19 protein-coding genes are annotated in these 18102 nt (G+C 62.3%); 12 read left to right on the top strand and 7 right to left on the bottom strand.

Going from position 1 to position 18102, the window contains the following annotated elements:
• The first annotated feature begins 11 nt into the window (after positions 1-11).
• Positions 12-758: an FAD-binding oxidoreductase gene (locus P0M12_RS19290; protein WP_003944435.1), complete on the top strand. Its 747-nt coding sequence runs from the start codon at positions 12-14 to the stop codon at positions 756-758.
• A 3-nt stretch (positions 759-761) separates the two neighbouring features.
• On the opposite strand, the gene P0M12_RS19285 is transcribed toward P0M12_RS19290, so the two are convergent.
• A complete protein-coding gene (locus P0M12_RS19285; RefSeq protein WP_003944359.1) occupies positions 762-1922 on the bottom strand; it encodes a globin domain-containing protein in 1161 nt (386 codons plus the stop codon).
• A gap of 235 nt (positions 1923-2157) precedes the next feature.
• Here P0M12_RS19285 and P0M12_RS19280 point away from each other — a divergent pair, with 235 nt between their 5' ends.
• Positions 2158-3345 (top strand): nitric oxide synthase oxygenase, encoded by a 1188-nt coding sequence (locus P0M12_RS19280; RefSeq protein WP_082845667.1) that lies wholly within the window; start codon positions 2158-2160, stop codon positions 3343-3345.
• Positions 3346-3351: 6 nt separating this feature from the next.
• Here the strand turns inward: P0M12_RS19280 and P0M12_RS19275 are convergent, their stop codons facing one another.
• Both P0M12_RS19275 and P0M12_RS19270 read right to left on the bottom strand, forming a co-directional pair.
• Positions 3352-4737, bottom strand: coding sequence for a citrate:proton symporter (locus tag P0M12_RS19275; protein WP_003944372.1), 1386 nt, complete (start codon positions 4735-4737; stop codon positions 3352-3354).
• Between the two features lie 93 nt (positions 4738-4830).
• Complete coding sequence (locus P0M12_RS19270; protein WP_231915012.1) at positions 4831-5838, bottom strand: tripartite tricarboxylate transporter substrate-binding protein; 1008 nt, start codon at positions 5836-5838, stop codon at positions 4831-4833.
• 157 nt (positions 5839-5995) lie between these two features.
• Here P0M12_RS19270 and P0M12_RS19265 point away from each other — a divergent pair, with 157 nt between their 5' ends.
• Together P0M12_RS19265 and P0M12_RS19260 are read left to right on the top strand one after the other, a co-directional pair.
• Positions 5996-7648, top strand: a complete 1653-nt coding sequence (locus P0M12_RS19265) for an ATP-binding protein (protein WP_230359592.1) — start codon at positions 5996-5998, stop codon at positions 7646-7648.
• A complete protein-coding gene (locus P0M12_RS19260) occupies positions 7645-8328 on the top strand; it encodes a response regulator (RefSeq protein WP_125050437.1) in 684 nt (227 codons plus the stop codon). The genes P0M12_RS19265 and P0M12_RS19260 overlap by 4 nt, the downstream gene beginning before the upstream one ends.
• Positions 8329-8352: 24 nt before the next feature.
• Here P0M12_RS19260 and P0M12_RS19255 read toward each other — a convergent pair whose 3' ends face one another.
• Entirely contained in the window at positions 8353-9927 is a 1575-nt protein-coding gene (locus tag P0M12_RS19255; protein ID WP_039972740.1) for an AMP-binding protein, read from the bottom strand.
• 222 nt (positions 9928-10149) lie between these two features.
• Here P0M12_RS19255 and P0M12_RS19250 point away from each other — a divergent pair, with 222 nt between their 5' ends.
• The 5 genes from P0M12_RS19250 (at position 10150) to P0M12_RS19230 (ending at position 15215) form a co-directional block, all read left to right on the top strand.
• Positions 10150-10695, top strand: coding sequence for a hypothetical protein (locus P0M12_RS19250; RefSeq protein WP_003944299.1), 546 nt, complete (start codon positions 10150-10152; stop codon positions 10693-10695).
• A gap of 126 nt (positions 10696-10821) precedes the next feature.
• Entirely contained in the window at positions 10822-12018 is a 1197-nt protein-coding gene (locus P0M12_RS19245; protein WP_003944428.1) for a Rieske 2Fe-2S domain-containing protein, read from the top strand.
• 51 nt (positions 12019-12069) lie between these two features.
• The gene (locus tag P0M12_RS19240; protein ID WP_003944352.1) at positions 12070-13251 is read left to right on the top strand and encodes an acyl-CoA dehydrogenase family protein; all 1182 of its coding nucleotides are present in this window, start codon (positions 12070-12072) and stop codon (positions 13249-13251) included.
• Positions 13252-13290: 39 nt separating this feature from the next.
• Entirely contained in the window at positions 13291-14202 is a 912-nt protein-coding gene (bphC, locus tag P0M12_RS19235) for a biphenyl-2,3-diol 1,2-dioxygenase (protein ID WP_007726736.1), read from the top strand.
• Positions 14203-14432: 230 nt separating this feature from the next.
• Entirely contained in the window at positions 14433-15215 is a 783-nt protein-coding gene (locus P0M12_RS19230) for an IclR family transcriptional regulator (protein WP_007726735.1), read from the top strand.
• A gap of 1 nt (position 15216) precedes the next feature.
• Here the strand turns inward: P0M12_RS19230 and P0M12_RS19225 are convergent, their stop codons facing one another.
• Complete coding sequence (locus P0M12_RS19225; RefSeq protein ID WP_003944324.1) at positions 15217-15918, bottom strand: PadR family transcriptional regulator; 702 nt, start codon at positions 15916-15918, stop codon at positions 15217-15219.
• Positions 15919-16158: 240 nt separating this feature from the next.
• Here P0M12_RS19225 and P0M12_RS19220 point away from each other — a divergent pair, with 240 nt between their 5' ends.
• The 3 genes from P0M12_RS19220 (at position 16159) to P0M12_RS19210 (ending at position 17403) form a co-directional block, all read left to right on the top strand.
• Positions 16159-16659, top strand: a complete 501-nt coding sequence (locus P0M12_RS19220; RefSeq protein ID WP_007726733.1) for a flavin reductase family protein — start codon at positions 16159-16161, stop codon at positions 16657-16659.
• A gap of 112 nt (positions 16660-16771) precedes the next feature.
• Complete coding sequence (locus P0M12_RS19215) at positions 16772-17158, top strand: nuclear transport factor 2 family protein (RefSeq protein WP_003944423.1); 387 nt, start codon at positions 16772-16774, stop codon at positions 17156-17158.
• A complete protein-coding gene (locus tag P0M12_RS19210) occupies positions 17158-17403 on the top strand; it encodes a hypothetical protein (protein ID WP_007726731.1) in 246 nt (81 codons plus the stop codon). Before P0M12_RS19215 ends, P0M12_RS19210 begins: the two co-directional genes overlap by 1 nt.
• Here the strand turns inward: P0M12_RS19210 and P0M12_RS19205 are convergent.
• Positions 17376-17861 (bottom strand): flavodoxin family protein, encoded by a 486-nt coding sequence (locus tag P0M12_RS19205; RefSeq protein ID WP_007726729.1) that lies wholly within the window; start codon positions 17859-17861, stop codon positions 17376-17378. The two genes, P0M12_RS19210 and P0M12_RS19205, sit on opposite strands and share 28 nt — an antisense overlap.
• Positions 17858-18058: a hypothetical protein gene (locus P0M12_RS19200; RefSeq protein WP_007726726.1), complete on the bottom strand. Its 201-nt coding sequence runs from the start codon at positions 18056-18058 to the stop codon at positions 17858-17860. Before P0M12_RS19200 ends, P0M12_RS19205 begins: the two co-directional genes overlap by 4 nt.
• Between the last annotated feature and the right edge of the window lie 44 nt (positions 18059-18102).

Below are 18102 nucleotides of genomic sequence, written 5' to 3'. Positions count from 1 at the left end.
GGAGTACTTTCATGGCCCAGCGAACCTGGTCGAGCACAGTCGTCGAACATCACCGTCTCCGTGAGGATCTGGCGGTTGTTCGTCTTGTCGGCGACGTCGTCCCGTTCCGACCCGGCCAGTACGTCGACGTCAGCGTCCCGCAGAATTCGCGGTTGCTCCGTCGACTCTCCCCCGCACTGCCTCCCTCACACGACGGGAAGTTGGAGTTTCACGTCAAGACGGTTCCCGGTGGTTGGGTCAGCGGTTCGATAGTCAAGGACACCCAGCCTGGTGACGTCTGGCAGATCCTCGACCCGCGCGGCAACCTGTCCGTCGACGAGAACGGCCCCACCGTCATCATGGTCGCGGGCGGAACCGGTTTGGCCCCACTCCGGTCGATCATTCTCGATCTGGCTCAGACCCCGAACCCGCCGCAGGTGTACCTCTTCTTCGGTGGCCGAACGCTTCGTGATCTCTATGCTGCGGACATGCTGTGGCTGCTCGCCGACCAGTTTCCGTGGTTGCAGCCCATTCCTGTCGTCGAAGATCTCTCCGACGGCGGCCCGCCCGACGGATGGTTCGACCGGTTGAACGTCGACATCGGATTCGGCGACGATCATCTCATCGAAGGCACGCTCGCCGACGTCGTCGCGTCGTACGGTGCATTCACCGAACATCAGGTCCTGGTGTGCGGATCGGCGGCCATGGTTCGGTCGACGCGTGATCGATTGATCGAGGCCGGAACGCCGGCCGAGGTCATTCAGTTCGATCCGTACTGACGGTCAGTACGTCGGGTCGTTGCGAACGGTGTCGACGTCGATGCCCACTGCGCGAAGCCTGAATTTGGTGCTGTTGACCATGGATTCGCTGCCGACGACCTGAATGTCGTAGCCCGCCCAGTCCCCGAACGAGGTCACGACCTTACCGACCTTGCCGACGATGCGCCGCTTCATGCCGATCGGCGGCAGTGGCTCCGCTTCGGTGTGCCACCACGGATTCTCGTCTTCTTCGGAGACCGGGATGATCGTGAGCCACGGGTACTTCTCGGCCAGCTTCCACAGATGCGGAAGGTCGTAGAGATCGCACGGATGCTGTCCGGAGTAGAACAGTTGGACCTTGCGAGTGTTGCCGCGTCGGATCAGTTCGAGGATCTGAGCGCGAAGAGGCGCGACACCTGTTCCCGACGCGATCATCAAAAGGTCCTTGGAGTTCTCCGGAATCCCCAAGGCGCCGATGGGCGAACCGACCACCCAGGTGTCACCGACAGCGGTCTGGTTCACCATGACCGGGCTGACCCACCCGCCGGTGACCTGGCGGATGTGGAACTCGAGGATTCCGGTCCCGTCGTACGGCGTGGCCGGAGAGAGGTAGCGCCACATCCGTGGCCTCGCGGCGACCTGCACGCTGACGTACTGACCGGCGCGGTACTCCATCGTCTGGTCGAGTTGCAGCCGCACGACGGCGACGCCCTTGATGACCGGGCGGCATTCGATGACCGTGGCACTCCACGCGGGCGGACCGTCTTCCGCGTTGGCGGCGTCCATCATCGCTGCCGAGATGATCGCGAGCGCGTTGCGCCACGCGCTGTCGACCTCGTCTGTCCACATTTCGGCGCCACCGAAAGTCTCGAGTGCTTCGATCAGGGCATTGCCGACTGCCGTGTAGTGCTCGTCGGTGACGCCGTACTTACGGTGATCGCGGCCGAGCTGCGCGAGGTACTCGAGTATCGCGTCGGACTCGTCGAGGCGTTCGACGACGTGAGCGATAGCGCTGACAAGCCGGTCACGCTGCACATCCATCGCTGCCGGAAAGAACTCCCGGGTTTCGGGCGATCGAGCGAACAGGATCGAATAGAAGGTACGGGCGAGCCGTTCCGGACCATCTTCTACCGCAGCGACGGATTTGAAGCTCGACCGGACCAGAGAGATTGCTTGCGAATCCACGCTCATCCTCGTCCCGACTAGACGCGGCAAGACCCGCCGCGGAATTTCGTCTGCAGCTTATGTCACAAATGTCTGACTCGTAAATCATTCTGGACAAGTGTCACAATGCGACCCCATTTCGCGGTGTGACCGTCCCTTTCTTATTCTTGCGTGCAAGATAAACAAGAGCTTCGACACTCTCGATCGCCGAGCTAACGTTCAGCGAAATCTCAACCAGCCAAACAGGAGTCGTGCCGTGGATTTTGTTCGACAGGACGAATTGCCCACCGATAGCGGGCTTACGTCCCAGATCGCCTCCACTACCCCGACGCTGACCGAGCTTCAACGTCGGGAACTCGAGTGCGTCGAATTTTTCGACTCTCCGGAACTGGGCCACCTCCCGACGTCTCGGCGGCGTGAGGCCTTGCGTGAACTCCATCGGACCGGCACCTACACGCACACAGCGGAGGAATTGCTCGTCGGCGCCAAACTCGCGTGGCGAAACCACGCCAGGTGCGTCGGTCGCGCGCATTGGCGGACCCTCAAACTCATCGACGCGCGCGATGCCGTCACGGCTTCCGCTCTCGCCGAAGCATGCTGGGAGCACCTGCGACTGTCGACCAACGGCGGCGCTCTGCAGTCGGTCGTGACGGTCGGACCACTCCCCCGCGAGGACGGTCAGGAGTACCGAATCCTCAGCCCGCAACTGATCCGCTACGCCGGCTACCGGCAGCCTGACGGCACCATTCTGGGCGACCCGTGGCACGTCGATCTGACTGCTCAGGTCACCGCGATGGGGTGGAAGGGCGCCGGTACGCCGTTCGACGTTCTCCCCGTACTGATTTCGGTTCCCGACGAACCCCTGCAGTACTTCGACGTCCCGACCGACCTGATTCTCGAGGTCGAGATCGAGCATCCCGAATACAGCTGGTTCGCTGATCTGGGGCTTAAATGGCATGCCGTCCCTGCGGTCTCGGACATGAACCTCGACATCGGCGGAATCGTTTATCCCTGCACGCCGTTCAGTGGTTGGTACGTCAGCACCGAGGTAGGCGCACGCAACTTCAGCGACACCGATCGCTACAACATGTTGCCCACCATCGGAGCGATGATGGAGCTCGACATGAGCCACGACCGCACGCTCTGGAAGGACCGCGCACTGGTCGAACTGAACCGTGCAGTTATCCACAGCTACCGCAAGGCCGGCGTCATCATGGTCGACCATCACACTGTCGCAAAGCAATTCATCGATCACATCGCGCGTGAGGACAAGGCCGGGCGCAAGTGCCCGACCGACTGGTCATGGGTGAACCCGCCCATGTCCAGCTCGCTCACGCCGACGTTCCACCGCCTGTACGACGAGCCCGATCTCGACATCCGGCCCAATTTCGTGACAAAAAAGAAGAAGGGCACCGACCAAGGCCGGTGCCCCTTCCACAACTGATCGCGCTCAGAAGGGGATCTGCCCCAATCCGACGCCGACCACGAGCATCGTGATCGAGATCAGGCCCGCTCGCCACAGAACCTTCTTGTGGTGATCCGCCAGAGAAACACCGGCGAGTGTGACCAGTAGCAGGATCGCCGGGACCAGCGGGCTCTGCATGTGCACGGCCTGCCCGGTGATCGAGGCGCGCGCCATCTCCACCGGCTCGATGCCGTACTGCGCTGCAGTCTCGGACAGCACCGGCAGCACACCGAAGTAGAACGCGTCGTTGGTCATGAAGAACGTGAGCGGGATACTCAGGACGCCCGTGATGACGGCGAGGTGCGGGCCCATCGCGTCGGGGATGACCTGAAGCAGCCACTCTGCCATCGCCTCGACCATGCCGGTTCCCTGGAAAACGCCGGTCAGCACCGCTGCTGCCAGCACCATCGCGACCACCGAGACGATGCTCGACGAATGGCGTGCGATTGCTTCACCCTGATCCTTGACCGCCGGGAAGTTCACCGCGAGGGCGATCGACGACGCGATCATGAACAGCACCGGGATGGGCAGGATGTCCATCACGAGTACGACGAGAAGGATCGTCGTCAGCGCAGCGTTGAACCAGAGCAATTTCGGCCGCAAGGTGTCCCGCTTGGGGTCGAGGCCGTCGATGAATCGTCCGGTGTCGCCGCCGTCGTCCTCGGAGTCGTTCGAGCCGCCGGTGCCGGCGCTACCGGTGCTGGAACTTCCACCGTTTCCGACCTTTTCGAGGATGCGCTCAGAAGTCAGGACCAAAGTCCCGATCCTGCGGCGCTCCATGATCCCGAGGTGAATCGCGAATCCGAGCACCATGATCAGGCCGACGATCAACGACGGCACCATCGGCACGAACACGTCGGAGGGCGAGAGTCCCAGCGCGCTCGCGGCCCGGACGGTCGGGCCGCCCCACGGAATGATGTTCATCGTCGCGTTGGACAGGCCGGCGATCACCGTCAGAACGACGGGACTGACACCGAGTTTGAGGTAGAGCGGAAGCAGCGCCGAGGTCACGATGATGAAGGTCGTCGAACCGTCTCCGTCCAGCGAGACCACCATCGCGAGCACTGCGGTTCCGACCACGAGCCTCATCGGATCGTCTCGCACCATCCGCAGGATGAGCTTGACCAGCGGATCGAAGAGGCCGACGTCGATCATGATTCCGAAGAAGATGATCGCGAAGAACAACAGCGCCGCGGTGGGTGCGAGCGACTTGATGCCGTCGGTGATCATGTCGCCGATTCCGAGGCCGGCCCCGGCAAGTAGTCCGAAGGCCACCGGAACCAGAGTCAGTCCCACCACCGGGGTCGCGCGTTTGGTGAGAATCAGGAACATGAACACCGCAACCATGAGGAAGCCGAGTGTGACGAGCATGATGAACTCCTTTAGTGCTGAATTGCCGAGAAAAACGGCACGGCAAATCGAGCCGGTGACCTTCGTGGAGGTGAAACGAAACTTCGGTAGTGCTCAGTTGATGCCGGGCGGATCGAGTGTTGCGTCGACGAACCGGGATTGATCGGTGAGGAATGCGGAGAACTCGGGTTCGGTGAGAACTGCACTGTTCCAACCGTTTCGGCGAGACAGCTCGTTCCAGCGCGGACTTGCCGCCAGATCCCGCACCAAATTCTGCAAGTGCTGACGCTGATCGTCCGTCAGGCCCGGCGGCGCCATGAGGCCGCGCCAATTGGTGAACGTGACGTCGACGCCAGACTCCGCCATCGTGGGCGCATCCACCGCCGGGGTACGGGCCGGCGAGCTGACCGCAAGGACCCGAACCGTGCCTGCCGCAATCTGATCGAGGTACTCACCGATACCGGTGGCGGCTACGTCGACCTGCCTCGTGAGCAGTGCGGGAAGCAGTTCGCCGCCGCCGTCGTAGATGCGGTACGGGGAGCGCGACGGATCGACGCCGACCGCCCGTGCGAACAGAAGGCGGAACAACCCGTCCGGTCCACCTTCACTCGAACCACCGCCGATCGAGATCGACGACGGATCCGCCACCCAGGCCTGCGTCAGATCGGCGAGAGTTTTGTACGGTGAATCTGCTGGAACCAGTAGCGCTTCCGGTTCTTCGACGAGTCTCGCAATCGGTGTCACGTCGGCAAGTGTGTGCTCGGACGGCAGTATCTCGAGCGAACCGAGAACTCCGAGCCCCATGACCATGAGTAGGTCGGGATTCCCGCTTTCGAGAGCCAACCGGTTGAGTCCGACGATGCCGCCCGATCCGGGCAGCACAACGACGTCAGCGTCGACGGTCCCTTCGTCGGCCAGTGCTTGCACCATGGTCCGGGCGGTCAGGTCGTAACCACCACCGGCCACCGAGGGCACCAGTACGCGCAGTTCTTCGGAACTCTCACCCGCTCGGCCACCGGCGAAGAAGGACTCGACCGGAGTGCATCCGGTCGAGAGCACGAGAGTCATCGCGCAGGCACCGAGCAGGGCGATATGCCTGCTCAGCCGCTTCGATGTGCTCATGGCTTCGTCCTTGTCTGCCGGTACCGATGTGTGAACAGGTTTCATACTGACGCACTTTGTGACTGGGGTCACCATTGGGAAAGCAAATTGATTTGTGCTCATTGTGCTCACGAACGGCCGCTTTCCCGGCATCGAACTGAAGGCTAGGGTCTGGCTGGTGTCCTCAGGAAACGAGCAGGCGGAGCGAGAGAGCAAGTCGTCTCTGTTTGCCCGGCTGTTTCGCCGCCGGCACACTCTGGCGACACAACTTCTCGAACTGCAACTTCTGATCGTCGTTGCAGTTCTCGTGTGCGTCACCGCCCTCTCCCTCGCGCAGTCGTCCGCGAGTTTCCAACGCGAGGAGGGACGTCGCGCACTCTCGGCAGCGGAATCGCTCGCAGCCAATCCGGCAGTACGCGAGCTACTCCCCCAGGCGCAGACCCGTCTCCGCTCCGGACTACAAGGTTCGGTCGACTCGGTACGCGCCATCTCGGGCGTCACCTACGTCTCGCTTGCCGACGCCGACGGCAGTGTCGTCATTTCGACGCGTCCCGGTGATGTCGGCATCGACGCACGTCAGACGGAGGATCGGTCGTGGACGGGTTTGGTCGACACGCCCTCCGGCAAGGCCGTGGAGGCGCACGTTCCGATTCTCGGCAGCGAAGGAGCGATTACCGGAACCGCGATCGTCGGCATCGAGTACCCCTCGATCTGGACACGGCTGCTGCAGTCTGCACCGAATCTCCTGGTATACCTCGCGGTGGCATCCCTTCTCGGCGGCGTCGGGTCGATCCTGTTGGCCCGCAGGGTAAAACGGCAAACCCTCGGCATGGAAGCCGGCGAGATCCTGGACCTGGTTCGCCAACGTGAAGCAATGCTGCGCGGTCTCAAGGAAGGCGTCATCGCATTCGACGCGCAGGGAAAGGTGGTGCTGATGAGCGACAGTGCCCACCAACTCCTCGACATCCCACGCGGCAGCGCCGGTAGATCGGTGCGGGACCTCGGTCTCGACGACCGCCTCCAGAGTGTACTGACCTCCGGCACAACCGAATCCGATCAGTTGGTTCTTGTCGGCGATCGCCTGCTCGTCCTCAACACCGTCTTGATCGAATCGAAAGGCCGCACCATCGGGTCGGTCACCACTTTCCGCGACCGCACCGAATTGCGCTCCGTGGAAGAAGAACTCGACGTGACCAAAACCAGCACCGACGCACTACGCGCCCACATCCACGAGTTCGACAATCAACTGCACACCATCTCCGGCCTCATCCAGCTCGGCGAATACGACGAGGTGGTCGGCTACGTCGAGGGTCTGACCATGGAGCGCGCGCAGGTCAGCGCGACCGTGACCGAGAAGATCGCCGACGTCGGCACCGCCGCACTCGTGATCGCCAAGATAGGTGCTGCTGCACAGGGGTTGGTCACGGTCGAACTGGCGGCGGACACGCATCTGGAACCGGTGGACCGCAGACTCGGACGAGATCTCGTGACAGTGGTCGGAAACCTCGTCGACAATGCCGTCGACGCCGTCGGTGAGATGCCGGAAGCCGCGCGCCGCAAGGTTCGGTTGTCGATTCGGGGCCGTGGCACCGCGGTCGAAGTGCGGGTCGAGGACGCCGGCCCCGGTATCGCGCCGGAGAATCGCGACAGGGTGTTCGGCCAGGGTTGGAGCACCAAGGGACAATCGAGTGACGGACACGGTTTCGGTTTGGCGCTGGTGCGCCTGACGTGTCGTCGGCGGGGCGGCGACGTCACCGTGAGCACTCGTTCGGCAGAGGACATCGAGTGGACTGTCTTCAGCGCAGTCCTACACGACGGAGAGGGCGCATGATCCGGGTACTGGTGGTCGACGACGACTTCATGGTGGCGAAGGTGCACAGCGGATTCGTCTCACGGATAGACGGTTTCGAAGTGTGCGGCGTTGCCCATTCGGCCGAGACCGCGCTGGCCGCAGTCGGTGAGTTGCAACCCGACCTGGTGCTTCTCGACGTCCACCTGCCCGGCACCACCGGACTCGATCTGATCGCCCCGTTTCGCGAGCTGGCACCGGAGCTGGATGTTCTTGTCATCACTAGTGAGCGCGAGGCCGGCTCGGTCAAGAAAGCGCTGCGCAGCGGCGTCGTGCATTACCTGATGAAGCCCTTCACGTTCGAGGTTCTCCGTGAGCGTCTCGAGCGTTACCGATCGACATATGCGAATCTCGACAGCTCCGGCGAAGCAGAACAGGAGGCGGTGGACGAGGCTTTCGGCGTGCCAGGTGGCGCGACAACGGCGTCGTCCCTCAAGGGTCTACCGAAAGGACTCAGTCCTGAGACCCTTCAGCTGGTCGAGGCAGCACTACGAGACGAAACCGAACCCGCCTCGGCCACAGACATTTCCGAGAGGGTCGGCATCTCACGCGCGAGCGCGAGGCGCTACCTCGAATACCTCTACGAAACCGGGCGGTCCACCACTTCGCTGAAATACGGAGTGGTGGGCCGCCCGGAACGTCGTTACGTCTGGAAACGCTGACCCTTCGCTACACGACGCTGGTTCCTAGACCGCGCGGGCGCTGGTCTCCCAGTACCGCGCGCGCAGCGCCTTCTTGTCCAGCTTGCCCAGCGGTGTCAGCGGGAGTGATTCCACGAAGTCGATGCTCTTGGGAGCGTGAACCGAACCCTTGGCTGCCTTCACCTTGTCGACCAGTTCCTCGGTGTCGACGGTCAGTCCGGCACGAAGTACGACACAGGCCTTGACGGCTTCGCCCCACTTGTCGTCCGGCACACCGACTACCGCCACCGACGCGACGGACGGATGCGCCGAGATCACGTCTTCGATTTCGCGGGGGAACACGTTGAAACCACCGGTCACGATCATGTCCTTCTTGCGATCGACGATGGACATGAACCCGTCCTTGTCCTTGCGCGCGATGTCGCCGGTGTGCAGCCAACCACCCCGGAACGCCTCGGCGGTTTCGGCCGGCTTCTTCCAGTAGCCCTTCATGATCAGCGGGCCACGGACGCAGATCTCACCGAGTTCTCCCTGCGGCACCTCGTTGAGGTCGTCGTCGAGCAACCGGACGTCGAGCCACGGCACCGGACGCCCACACGTGGCGAGGCGGGCCGGATCGTCGGCGAGGTGTTCTTCCTTGCGCAGCACCGAGATAGTCATGCCGCACTCGGTCTGACCGTAGAACTGGAAGAAGATCTGACCGAACTTCTTGATGCCCTCCTGCAGTCTGGCGGGAGACATCGCGGACGCTCCGTAAAACAGCGTCTGCAAACTCGAGACGTCCCGCTTGGGCAGATCGGGGTGGTCCATGAGCATGTAGATCATGGTGGGCACCAACATGGTTGCCGTGATCTTGTGCTTCTCGATCGCTTCGAGCACAGCACCTGGCTCGAAGGCAGGCAGGACGATCAACGCACCGCCGCGCAGCAAGGTCGGGATGAAGAACGCTGCACCTGCGTGTGAGAGTGGCGTGCAGATGAGGAAGCGGTTGTCCTCGGGCCACTGCCACTCCGACATCTGGATCTGATTGAGCGCAGCACCCGAACGGAAGGATCCGACAACACCTTTGGGCTTGCCGGTCGTTCCACCGGTGTAAACCATGCTGCTGGCGTCTTCGGCGTCGACGTGCGCTGCCTTCAGCGGCGCGGGCTCGAACGTGGCAGCCAGCGCGAGGATGTCGATTCCCACCTCGGACGGCCCCATCGAGAGCACGTTGGTCAACGAGGGTGACGACGCCTTCAACTCGGCGGCACGCTCTTCGAAGGCATTGGGATCGAAGATCAGCGTCTCGATCTCGGCGTCGTCGACGATGTACTTGTGGTCGTCGAGCGATCCCATCGGGTTCAAGGCGCTCGCCCGGCAGCCGGTGATCATGGTCGCGCCCATACTGATCAGAACCTCGGGGCGATTCTTCGACAGCATCGCGGTGCTGGTGCCCTGAGTGATTCCCAAAGACGCGAGCGCCTGGGCGAAGCAGCTGATCTGATCGCGCATCTGACCGCCGGTGAGGATCACGTCGCCGAGGTACAGCGCGGGCTTGTCGTGATTGCGTTCCAGAGCGGTGATGAGCAGGTCCGGACCGTATACCGGTCGGTGCAGGTCAGCGAACTCGTCTGTCATCTGGTCTTCCTTCTGCTCGGCGCGTGCAGTCATCGAGATGTGCTCCCGGTCACGGATACGATATCCAGAATTGCACAAAACTGGAACAGGTTCCACCTCTTCGATCGAATCCGAGAATGCTCCCGATCAGCGGGAAGCCCGTCGTCACCCGCGAGAGCGGTGGTTAGCGTCGATGTACCCACCGAGACGACAGCGTCTCGGTCGCGTCCAACGGAGAGTGTCATGACTACCAACCTCGGTACCGCCCACTTCACGGCAACTGCTCCGCGTACTGCCACCACGCTCCTCTCCGATTTCGACTCGTTGTACGGCACCGTGCGCTCGGCACCCGACGGGGCCGTCGTCGAGCAGGACGTCGTGTTCTTCGGACGCCCCGATCCAGGCGCACTGCTCACCGGATCCGTGAGGGCGCTGAGTTCGACACTCGAGCGGATCACCGAATACCACGACCAGACCGGGCATCTGGTGGCCGAGGTCTTCGTCCGGGAAGCCCCGACAGCGGGCACCGGAACCGATTCCGTTGCCGCCCTTGCTGATTTCGCTGCTCGTCGTTACGGCTCGGCGTCACTACGACGCTTCCGCGGACGTTGCACCGCGACTTCCACGGGAACAGATCTGCACTGCTCCGTGACAGTGCTCGCGACGTACGAGAAGGACCACGAGAGCGTGGCCGACGTAGCTCTGGTCGCCACCGATCCCGCTGGGGTCGTCACTGCCCGGGCCTGGGCGACTTACGCGATCGACGATGTGGCGACACTCGCGAGCTGAATCTCTGCAGGTCACCGAGTAAGCGTTCCATCCAGCGGGAACTGCCGTATCTCCAGCGGACGCTTCGTCGTTGTATGAGACGGATCACATCACTGGAGCGTCGCAAGACGCGGCTCGGAGGAAGACATGGCACTCGGAACCGGCCCACTCACCACTACGGACACCCCGACGCAGACGGGCGCCGGCGAGGAAATTCGAGAAATCGAAGCGGCAGCGCCTCCCGCACGGTTCGCACGTGGATGGCACTGCCTCGGACTGAGCAATACCTATCGCGACGGTCAGCCCCACCAGATCGAGGCATTCGGCACCAGCCTTGTCGTCTTCGCCGACAGCAAGGGCGACATCAAGATTCTCGACGCATACTGCCGCCACATGGGTGGCAACCTTGCTCACGGAACCGTCAAGGGCGATTCGATCGCCTGCCCGTTCCACGACTGGCGTTGGGGCGGTAACGGAAAATGTACGGCGATCCCCTACGCACGACGCGTTCCGCCGCTGGCCAAGACGCGGGCATGGATCACTCTCGAGAAGAACGGTCAGCTGTTCGTCTGGCACGATCCCCAGGGAAATCCCCCGCCCGCCGAGGTCACGATCCCCGACATCGAGGGCTTCGGAAGCGATGAGTGGAGCGACTGGAGCTGGAACACGCTCACCATCGAAGGCTCTCATTGCCGCGAGATCGTCGACAACGTCGTGGACATGGCCCACTTCTTCTACGTTCACTACTCGTTCCCCAAGTACTTCAAGAACATCTTCGAAGGTCATGTCGCGAGCCAGTACATGGAATCGGTGGGACGTGAGGACGTCATCAGCGGCACCAACTACGGCGATCCCAACGCTGTGCTCCGTTCGGATGCTTCATATTTCGGACCGTCGTACATGATCGACTGGATCAAGAGCGAAGCCAACGGGCAGATCATCGAGACCGTCCTGATCAACTGCCACTACCCGATCTCGAACAATGCGTTCGTCCTGCAGTACGGCGCGATGGTCAAGAAGCTACCCGGTATGGACGACGAGTCCACTGCCGCGATGGCCGCGCAGTTCACCGAGGGCGTCGAGATGGGATTCCTTCAGGACGTGGAGATCTGGAAGAACAAAGCTCCGATCGACAACCCCCTGCTCTCCGAGGAGGACGGCCCGGTTTACCAGTTGCGTCGCTGGTACAACCAGTTCTACACCGACGTCGAGAATGTCACGGAAGACATGACGAAGCGCTTCGAATTCGAGATCGACACCACCCGCGCAGTGGAGAGCTGGAAGCGGGAAGTCGCCGAAAACGTTGCCGCACGCGACGCCCAGGCACTCGAGACAACCTCCTGATCCGCAGTCGAAAACACTGCTGAGACAACCAGACTGGATGCAAGGAACAACATGACGTACGAAGTGCTCGAACAGATCAACGCGATGGCCGACGACATCTTCGCCGAAGGCATCGAGGCCGAGCGGATCGGCCGGGTGGCCGACGACACCGCCAAGAAGATGAAGGCAATCGGTTCCATCCGCATGCTGCAGCCCAAGGAGCATGGCGGCATGGAGGCGCATCCGCGCGAATTCGCCGAAACCGTCATGCGCATGGCTTCACTGAACCCGTCGGCCGGCTGGGTCCACGGGATCGTCGGAGTTCACCCGTGGCAACTCGCGTTCGCGGATCCCAAGGTGCAGCAGGAGATCTGGGGATCCGATCCCGACACCTGGATGGCATCGCCGTACATGCCCGGCGGAATGTGTATCCCCACCGACGGCGGCTACAAGTTCTCCGGTCGCTGGCAGTTCTCCTCCGGTACCGACCATTGCGACTGGGCATTCCTCGGCGCGATGGCGTGCGACAAGGACGGCAACATGGAGATGCCGCCGCGCATGCTCCATGTGATCATTCCGCGCACCGACTACGAGATCATCGAAGACTCGTGGGATGTCATGGGACTTCGCGGCACCGGCTCCAAGGATCTCGTAGTCAAGGATGCGTATGTCCCCGATTACCGCGTCATGGACTGCGACGAGGTCATCGACGGCACGGCAGTGCGCAAGTACGGGCGCACCGAGACGCTGTACCTCATGCCGTGGTCGAACATTTTCCCCCTCGGAATCACCGCCGCCACGATCGGCATCTGCGAGGGAATGCTCTTCCACGCCAACGAGTACCAAGCCGATCGCATCAACGCGCAGGGCACGGCGATCAAGGACGACCCGTACACCTTGTTCGCCATCGGTCAGGCAACCGCCGACATCCGGGCTGCGCGCGACACCCTGCTTGCCAACGTCGACCGCATGTGGGATCGAGTGGACGCTGGCAAGGAAGTGACCTTCGAGCAGCGCGCGGAGGGACGTCAGACTCAGGTACAGGCCGCCTGGCGCGCCGTCAACGCAATCGATCAGGTCTACCCACGCTGCGGTGGCAACGCATTGCGGATGGACAAGCCGCTTCAGCGATTCTGGCGCGATGCTCATGCTGGACAGCATCACGCAATTCACGTGCCGAGCACCGTTTTCCACGCCGCATCACTGAGCCGTCTCGGCGCAGACCCGCAGGGTCCGCTGCGGGCGATGATCTGATCAGACTTCGACACAAGAAATCGACAGGAAAAAGACACGATGACACGCACTGACATCAAGGGACTTGGCTACGTCAAGATCTCGACCAACGACATGGCACGTTGGCGCACTTTCGCTTTCGACGTTCTCGGCTTCGCCAAGGGCAGTGGGCCGGACGAGAACGCGCTCTACCTACGACTCGACGAGCGTGCTGCTCGCATCGTCGTCGTCGAGGGTGAGCGCGACGAGATCGTCAACATCGGTTGGGAGGTCGCCGACCACGCCGCACTGCGCCGCGTTCAAGAAGCACTCGAGAAGAACGGCACCGAGGTCGAGCAGCTTTCGCTCGCCGAAGCAGATGCTCGACGGGTCGAAGAGGTCATCGCCTTCACCGATCCCGGCGGAGCAGCCATCGAGGTCTTCCACGGAGCGATCCTCGACCACAGCCCCGTGGTGACGCCCTTCGGCGCTCGATTCGTCACCGGCTCACAGGGTCTCGGCCACGTCGTACTCCCCGTCATGGACAGTGCTGCGAGCTTCGACTTCTACACCGAGGTGCTCGGCTTCTACCCGCGCGGCGCCTTCCGCCTGCCGGCCCCGCCTGAATTCGGGCCGCTGCGAATCCGTTTCATGGGCGTCAACGAGCGTCACCACAGCTTGGCCCTGTGCCCGGCACCGCACGGCGGCGCACCCGGCCTGATTCACATCATGGTCGAGGTGGACACCCTCGACGCCGTCGGCCAGGCACTCGACCGCGTGATGAAGGACGGATTCTCCGTGTCGTCGACCCTGGGTCGTCACACCAACGACAAGATGATCTCCTTCTACGTCCGCGCACCCGGCGGCTGGGACATCGAGTTCGGCACCGAGGGCGCGAGGGTGGATCAGGACTCGTACTCCTCCGAGGAGATCACCGCTGACAGCTACTGGGGCCACGACTGGTCCGGAAGCGAACCACTGGCAGCTATGTAGTACCCGCCGGTGGCGATCAATACCTGCCGGTGGCGATGTAATACCTGCCAGTAGTTAAACGACGAGGGGGTTTGCGCGAGCATTCGCGCAAACCCCCTCGTCGTTTCCACCGCGACGCGCCCGAAAACAGACCGGTGATCCACTTCACAAATCCGTAACTTTATGACACTATTTCTAATTGAAATAGCCAGTTCACTGGTTGTGGAGCTCTAAGAGAAGTGAGGTACACGATGACACTGCAGGCTGTGGATGCTTTAGGCGCCGATTCGGCCCCGACAGCAATTCTCGATCGCGTCTCGCTGGTTCTCGACGCCTTCGACGGTCCCGGCAGGTTGACGCTCGCTCAAGTCGTTCGGAGCACAGGCCTTCCCCGCTCGTCTGCCCACCGCATGCTCGAACGTCTCGTCTCGATGCGTTGGCTGCGTCGCGACGGCCGTGACTACGAACTCGGTATGCGCCTCGTCGAACTGGGATCGCTCGCGGTTCATCAGGACCGCCTCCACGCTGCAGCCATGCCCCTTCTCCACGAGCTCTACCGAGTCACCGGATTCGTGGTTCACCTCGGCATCCTCGACGGGCCCGATGTGGTCTACATGGAGAAGATCGGCGGACGCCTCGCCGCCGCAGTGCCGACGCGTGTCGGTGGTCGACGCCGCGCCGAGACCACTGCGATCGGTCAGGCACTGCTCGCGTTCGGTTCGCCGAAGTCCTCGGGCTACGCACTGCCCCACCTCGCCAGAATCCGCGAGTCCGGGGTGGCCTTCGAATCCGGAAACGGCCTACCGGGATTCAGCTGTCTTGCGGCACCGATCGGCCCCATCGGCCGCGCCGTCGCCGCGGTATCCATCTGCGCGCCGTCGAAGGCCCTCCGCCTCGACCACGTCAGCGCAGCGCCGGTCCGTATGGCGGCCGCTGCAATTTGGCGAGGCATCGACGGCGGATCGCTGAGCGTCACTCCGACTTTGCAACGTCGTCATCTGCTGCGCAACATGCCGACCGCAGCCGGGGCCTGACTCAGATACTCGAACCGTTGCCGGTGAGCCCGGCTTGCTCGAGCGCCAACACGTACTCCTCGACGTTCTTCCATTTGCCAGGCGTCGAGGGCAACGGTGATCCCAGTCGGTCGTGCTCGGCGACGTTCGCGAACTCGGCGGTCGCACGATCGATGTCGTCGAGCAGTTCGCGAGCAAGTTCGATCTCGGCTCGGAAGTACCGTTCCGACCATCGCAACGTCATGACCGGGAACGACCAGGCCGGCTCGTTCTCGGCATGATCTGCGTGGAGTTTCGCGCGTCGAATCTGCTCTTCGACATTGGCGATGTGGGCTTCCACCAGCGCCTTCAGTCGCTCGGGCTCGTTGAGGTGTCCCATCCACAGACGCAACATCACACCGTGCTTGAGCACCGGAACTTCCACCGGTGCCTCCCGTGACCACGTCCGGACGGCGTCGGTTCCTGACTGAGTAATGGAGTAAAGGCGCTTGCCTCGCACCCCTGGTTCGGAGACGACCCGGGACTCCACGAACCCAATGCTTTCGAGCTTCTTCAGTTCTGCGTACACCTGGCTGATGGACGGGCTCCAATAGAAGAAGCCGACACTCCAGTCAGCCCACTTCTTCAAATCGTTTCCGGTCAGCTCCTCCCCGAACGTCAGCATCCCGAGCACTGCCCAGCTGGTAGCGGGAAGTCCTCGGGACACGTCATCAGGTTCGGACATGCCCGAAGTCTAACAATCACTGGTCATTTGCTGGTTTCGTAGAATCCGAACGGACCGCTGAGCGGGATCAAATTTGCTCGAAACCCCTCCACCTGCCACTCGGTCGGTCCTGACCCGTGCCGAGAAGCCATTGCTGCCATTGAGTGGGACTGCCGCTGGATTACGGCCGCGGCGCCACACATCGTTGCTTCTGAAGCTGTTTGCAGAGTTTTGAACAAAAGATTTGAACAAGGAGACGACATGACCGTGGAAAACGCCGAGCCGCCAGTTCTGGACGGACGCACACTTCGCAACGTGATGAGCAATTTCTGCACCGGCGTCACCGTCATCACCGCTCACGACGGAAATTCACCCCTCGGTTTCACCTGCCAGTCCCTGGTCTCGGTATCGCTTGATCCCCCGTTGCTCTCGTTCTGCCCGGCGAAGACGTCGACAAGTTGGCCGAAGCTTCGCGAAACGGGAACTCTCTGCATCAATGTTCTCGCCCACGATCAGCAGGACATGTGTTCGGCGTTCGCTCGCGGCGGGACGGACAAGTTCCTCGGCGTCGAGTGGGATGCCGCCGGCAACGGTGCTCCGGCGCTGAGCGGCGCGCTCGCCCGCATCGAAGCAACGGTCGAGCAGGAGCACGACGCCGGTGATCACACCATCGTCGTCGCACGCATCACCGATCTGAACGTGCTGCGCCACGACGGTCCGCTTCTGTTCTACCGCGGCGGGTTCGGACGCTTCGACGCCTGAGTGCTCAGGCTGTCCCGCTGCGTGGGAGATGCCGGCGCCGAATCGAGCCCGCACCGATAGCGTCCGAAGTAGTTGTCAGACCCTGAACTTCTCGACTGATCGGACTAACTCGATGACCACTCTCGAACCAGACACCACGGCCGCGATCACGGCGACGGTTACCACCTACCTCGACGCCGTGGCTCGCGGATCGTCAGCGGACATCGCCGCCCTCTACGCCGAGAACGCGACGCTCGAAGACCCGGTCGGCAGCGAACCCCGCGTCGGCAAGGCCGCGATCACCGAGTTCTACGGCGCTCTCGAGGGCGGTTCGCAAGAGACGGAACTGCTTACCTTGCGGGTGAGCGGATCCAGCGCGGCCTTCCACTTCCGCGTCGTCACACCGGTGGGCGATCAGGTCTACGAGGTCGAACCGATCGACGTCATGACTTTCGACGAGGACGCCAAGATCACGAGCATGCGCGCCTTCTGGTCACCGGCCGATCTGATTGCACGCTGATGCGTCAGGTCAGTTGCCGCAACTGCGGAAACCGTGTCCTCGTCGAGAAGTACAGCGAAGCGCACACCAGCGTCCAATGGCTCGAAGAGTCGCAGGAAGTGTGCCCGGAGTTGGGTCGCGCGAACAGCCGTGCCAACGCTCAGCGGACGTGTGGCGCTCTGCGCCAGACGATCAACGACCTTGCCGACGCCGGTGAGCTGGAGATGAGCCTGCGCAGCTACCCGGTGCCGGGCAAGCTGTCCTGAACGCTTCCGCGTAGCATTTCGGCGAACATGCGCGCCGATTCCAAGTCGTCGGCGTTCGGCCGCCCCTTCCGGATACCGCCGAAAGGCTTGAACGGGAGATAGGTATCCCACGCACGGGACGAGAAGGCTGCGACCACATCGAAGCCCTTCTGTTCGAGCAACTGAACCAGTGGACGCGAGAAGCGATGAATCCCCTTGTCAGGAAAACCACTGGTGGCGAAGACAAAAGCCTTGGATCGCCGTTCTTCGGGGAGTGCCTCGACGAACGAGCGTAAATCTGCGTGGTACGAGCGTAGGTAGATGCCGGAGCCGAACCCCACCAGGTCGTAGTCGGCGAGCTGCGCGGCGTCGATGTCACCGGGCTCGACCACGCGAGCATCGAGAACTTCTCCGATGACGTCGGCGATCAGCTTCGTATTGCCATGGGAGACAGAGGTACACACGATGATCGTCTTCATTGACTTCTTTCTTTCGTCGCAGCGTCTCCGGTGCTCTCTTCATTTGCGCGTACGTAGATCCAAGTGATGAATCCACCGCACATTGCAAAGATCACGGCGACAATCGAATACATGTCGAGGGGAAATCCAGTCCAGATCAAGCCTGCAACAAGAACCATTGCACCAACAGCCAGACCCGCCGATACTTCCTTGGACATACGCACCCCTCCCCTGGCTTGTCACCGACAGTTCCAGGATAGAG

The organism is Rhodococcus sp. RCBS9 (assembly GCF_029457415.1).
In the GTDB taxonomy this organism is placed as follows: domain Bacteria; phylum Actinomycetota; class Actinomycetes; order Mycobacteriales; family Mycobacteriaceae; genus Rhodococcus_F; species Rhodococcus_F qingshengii.
Note: the sequence above shows the minus strand (reverse complement) of the source record. Positions and strands in the feature narration are given on the sequence as shown.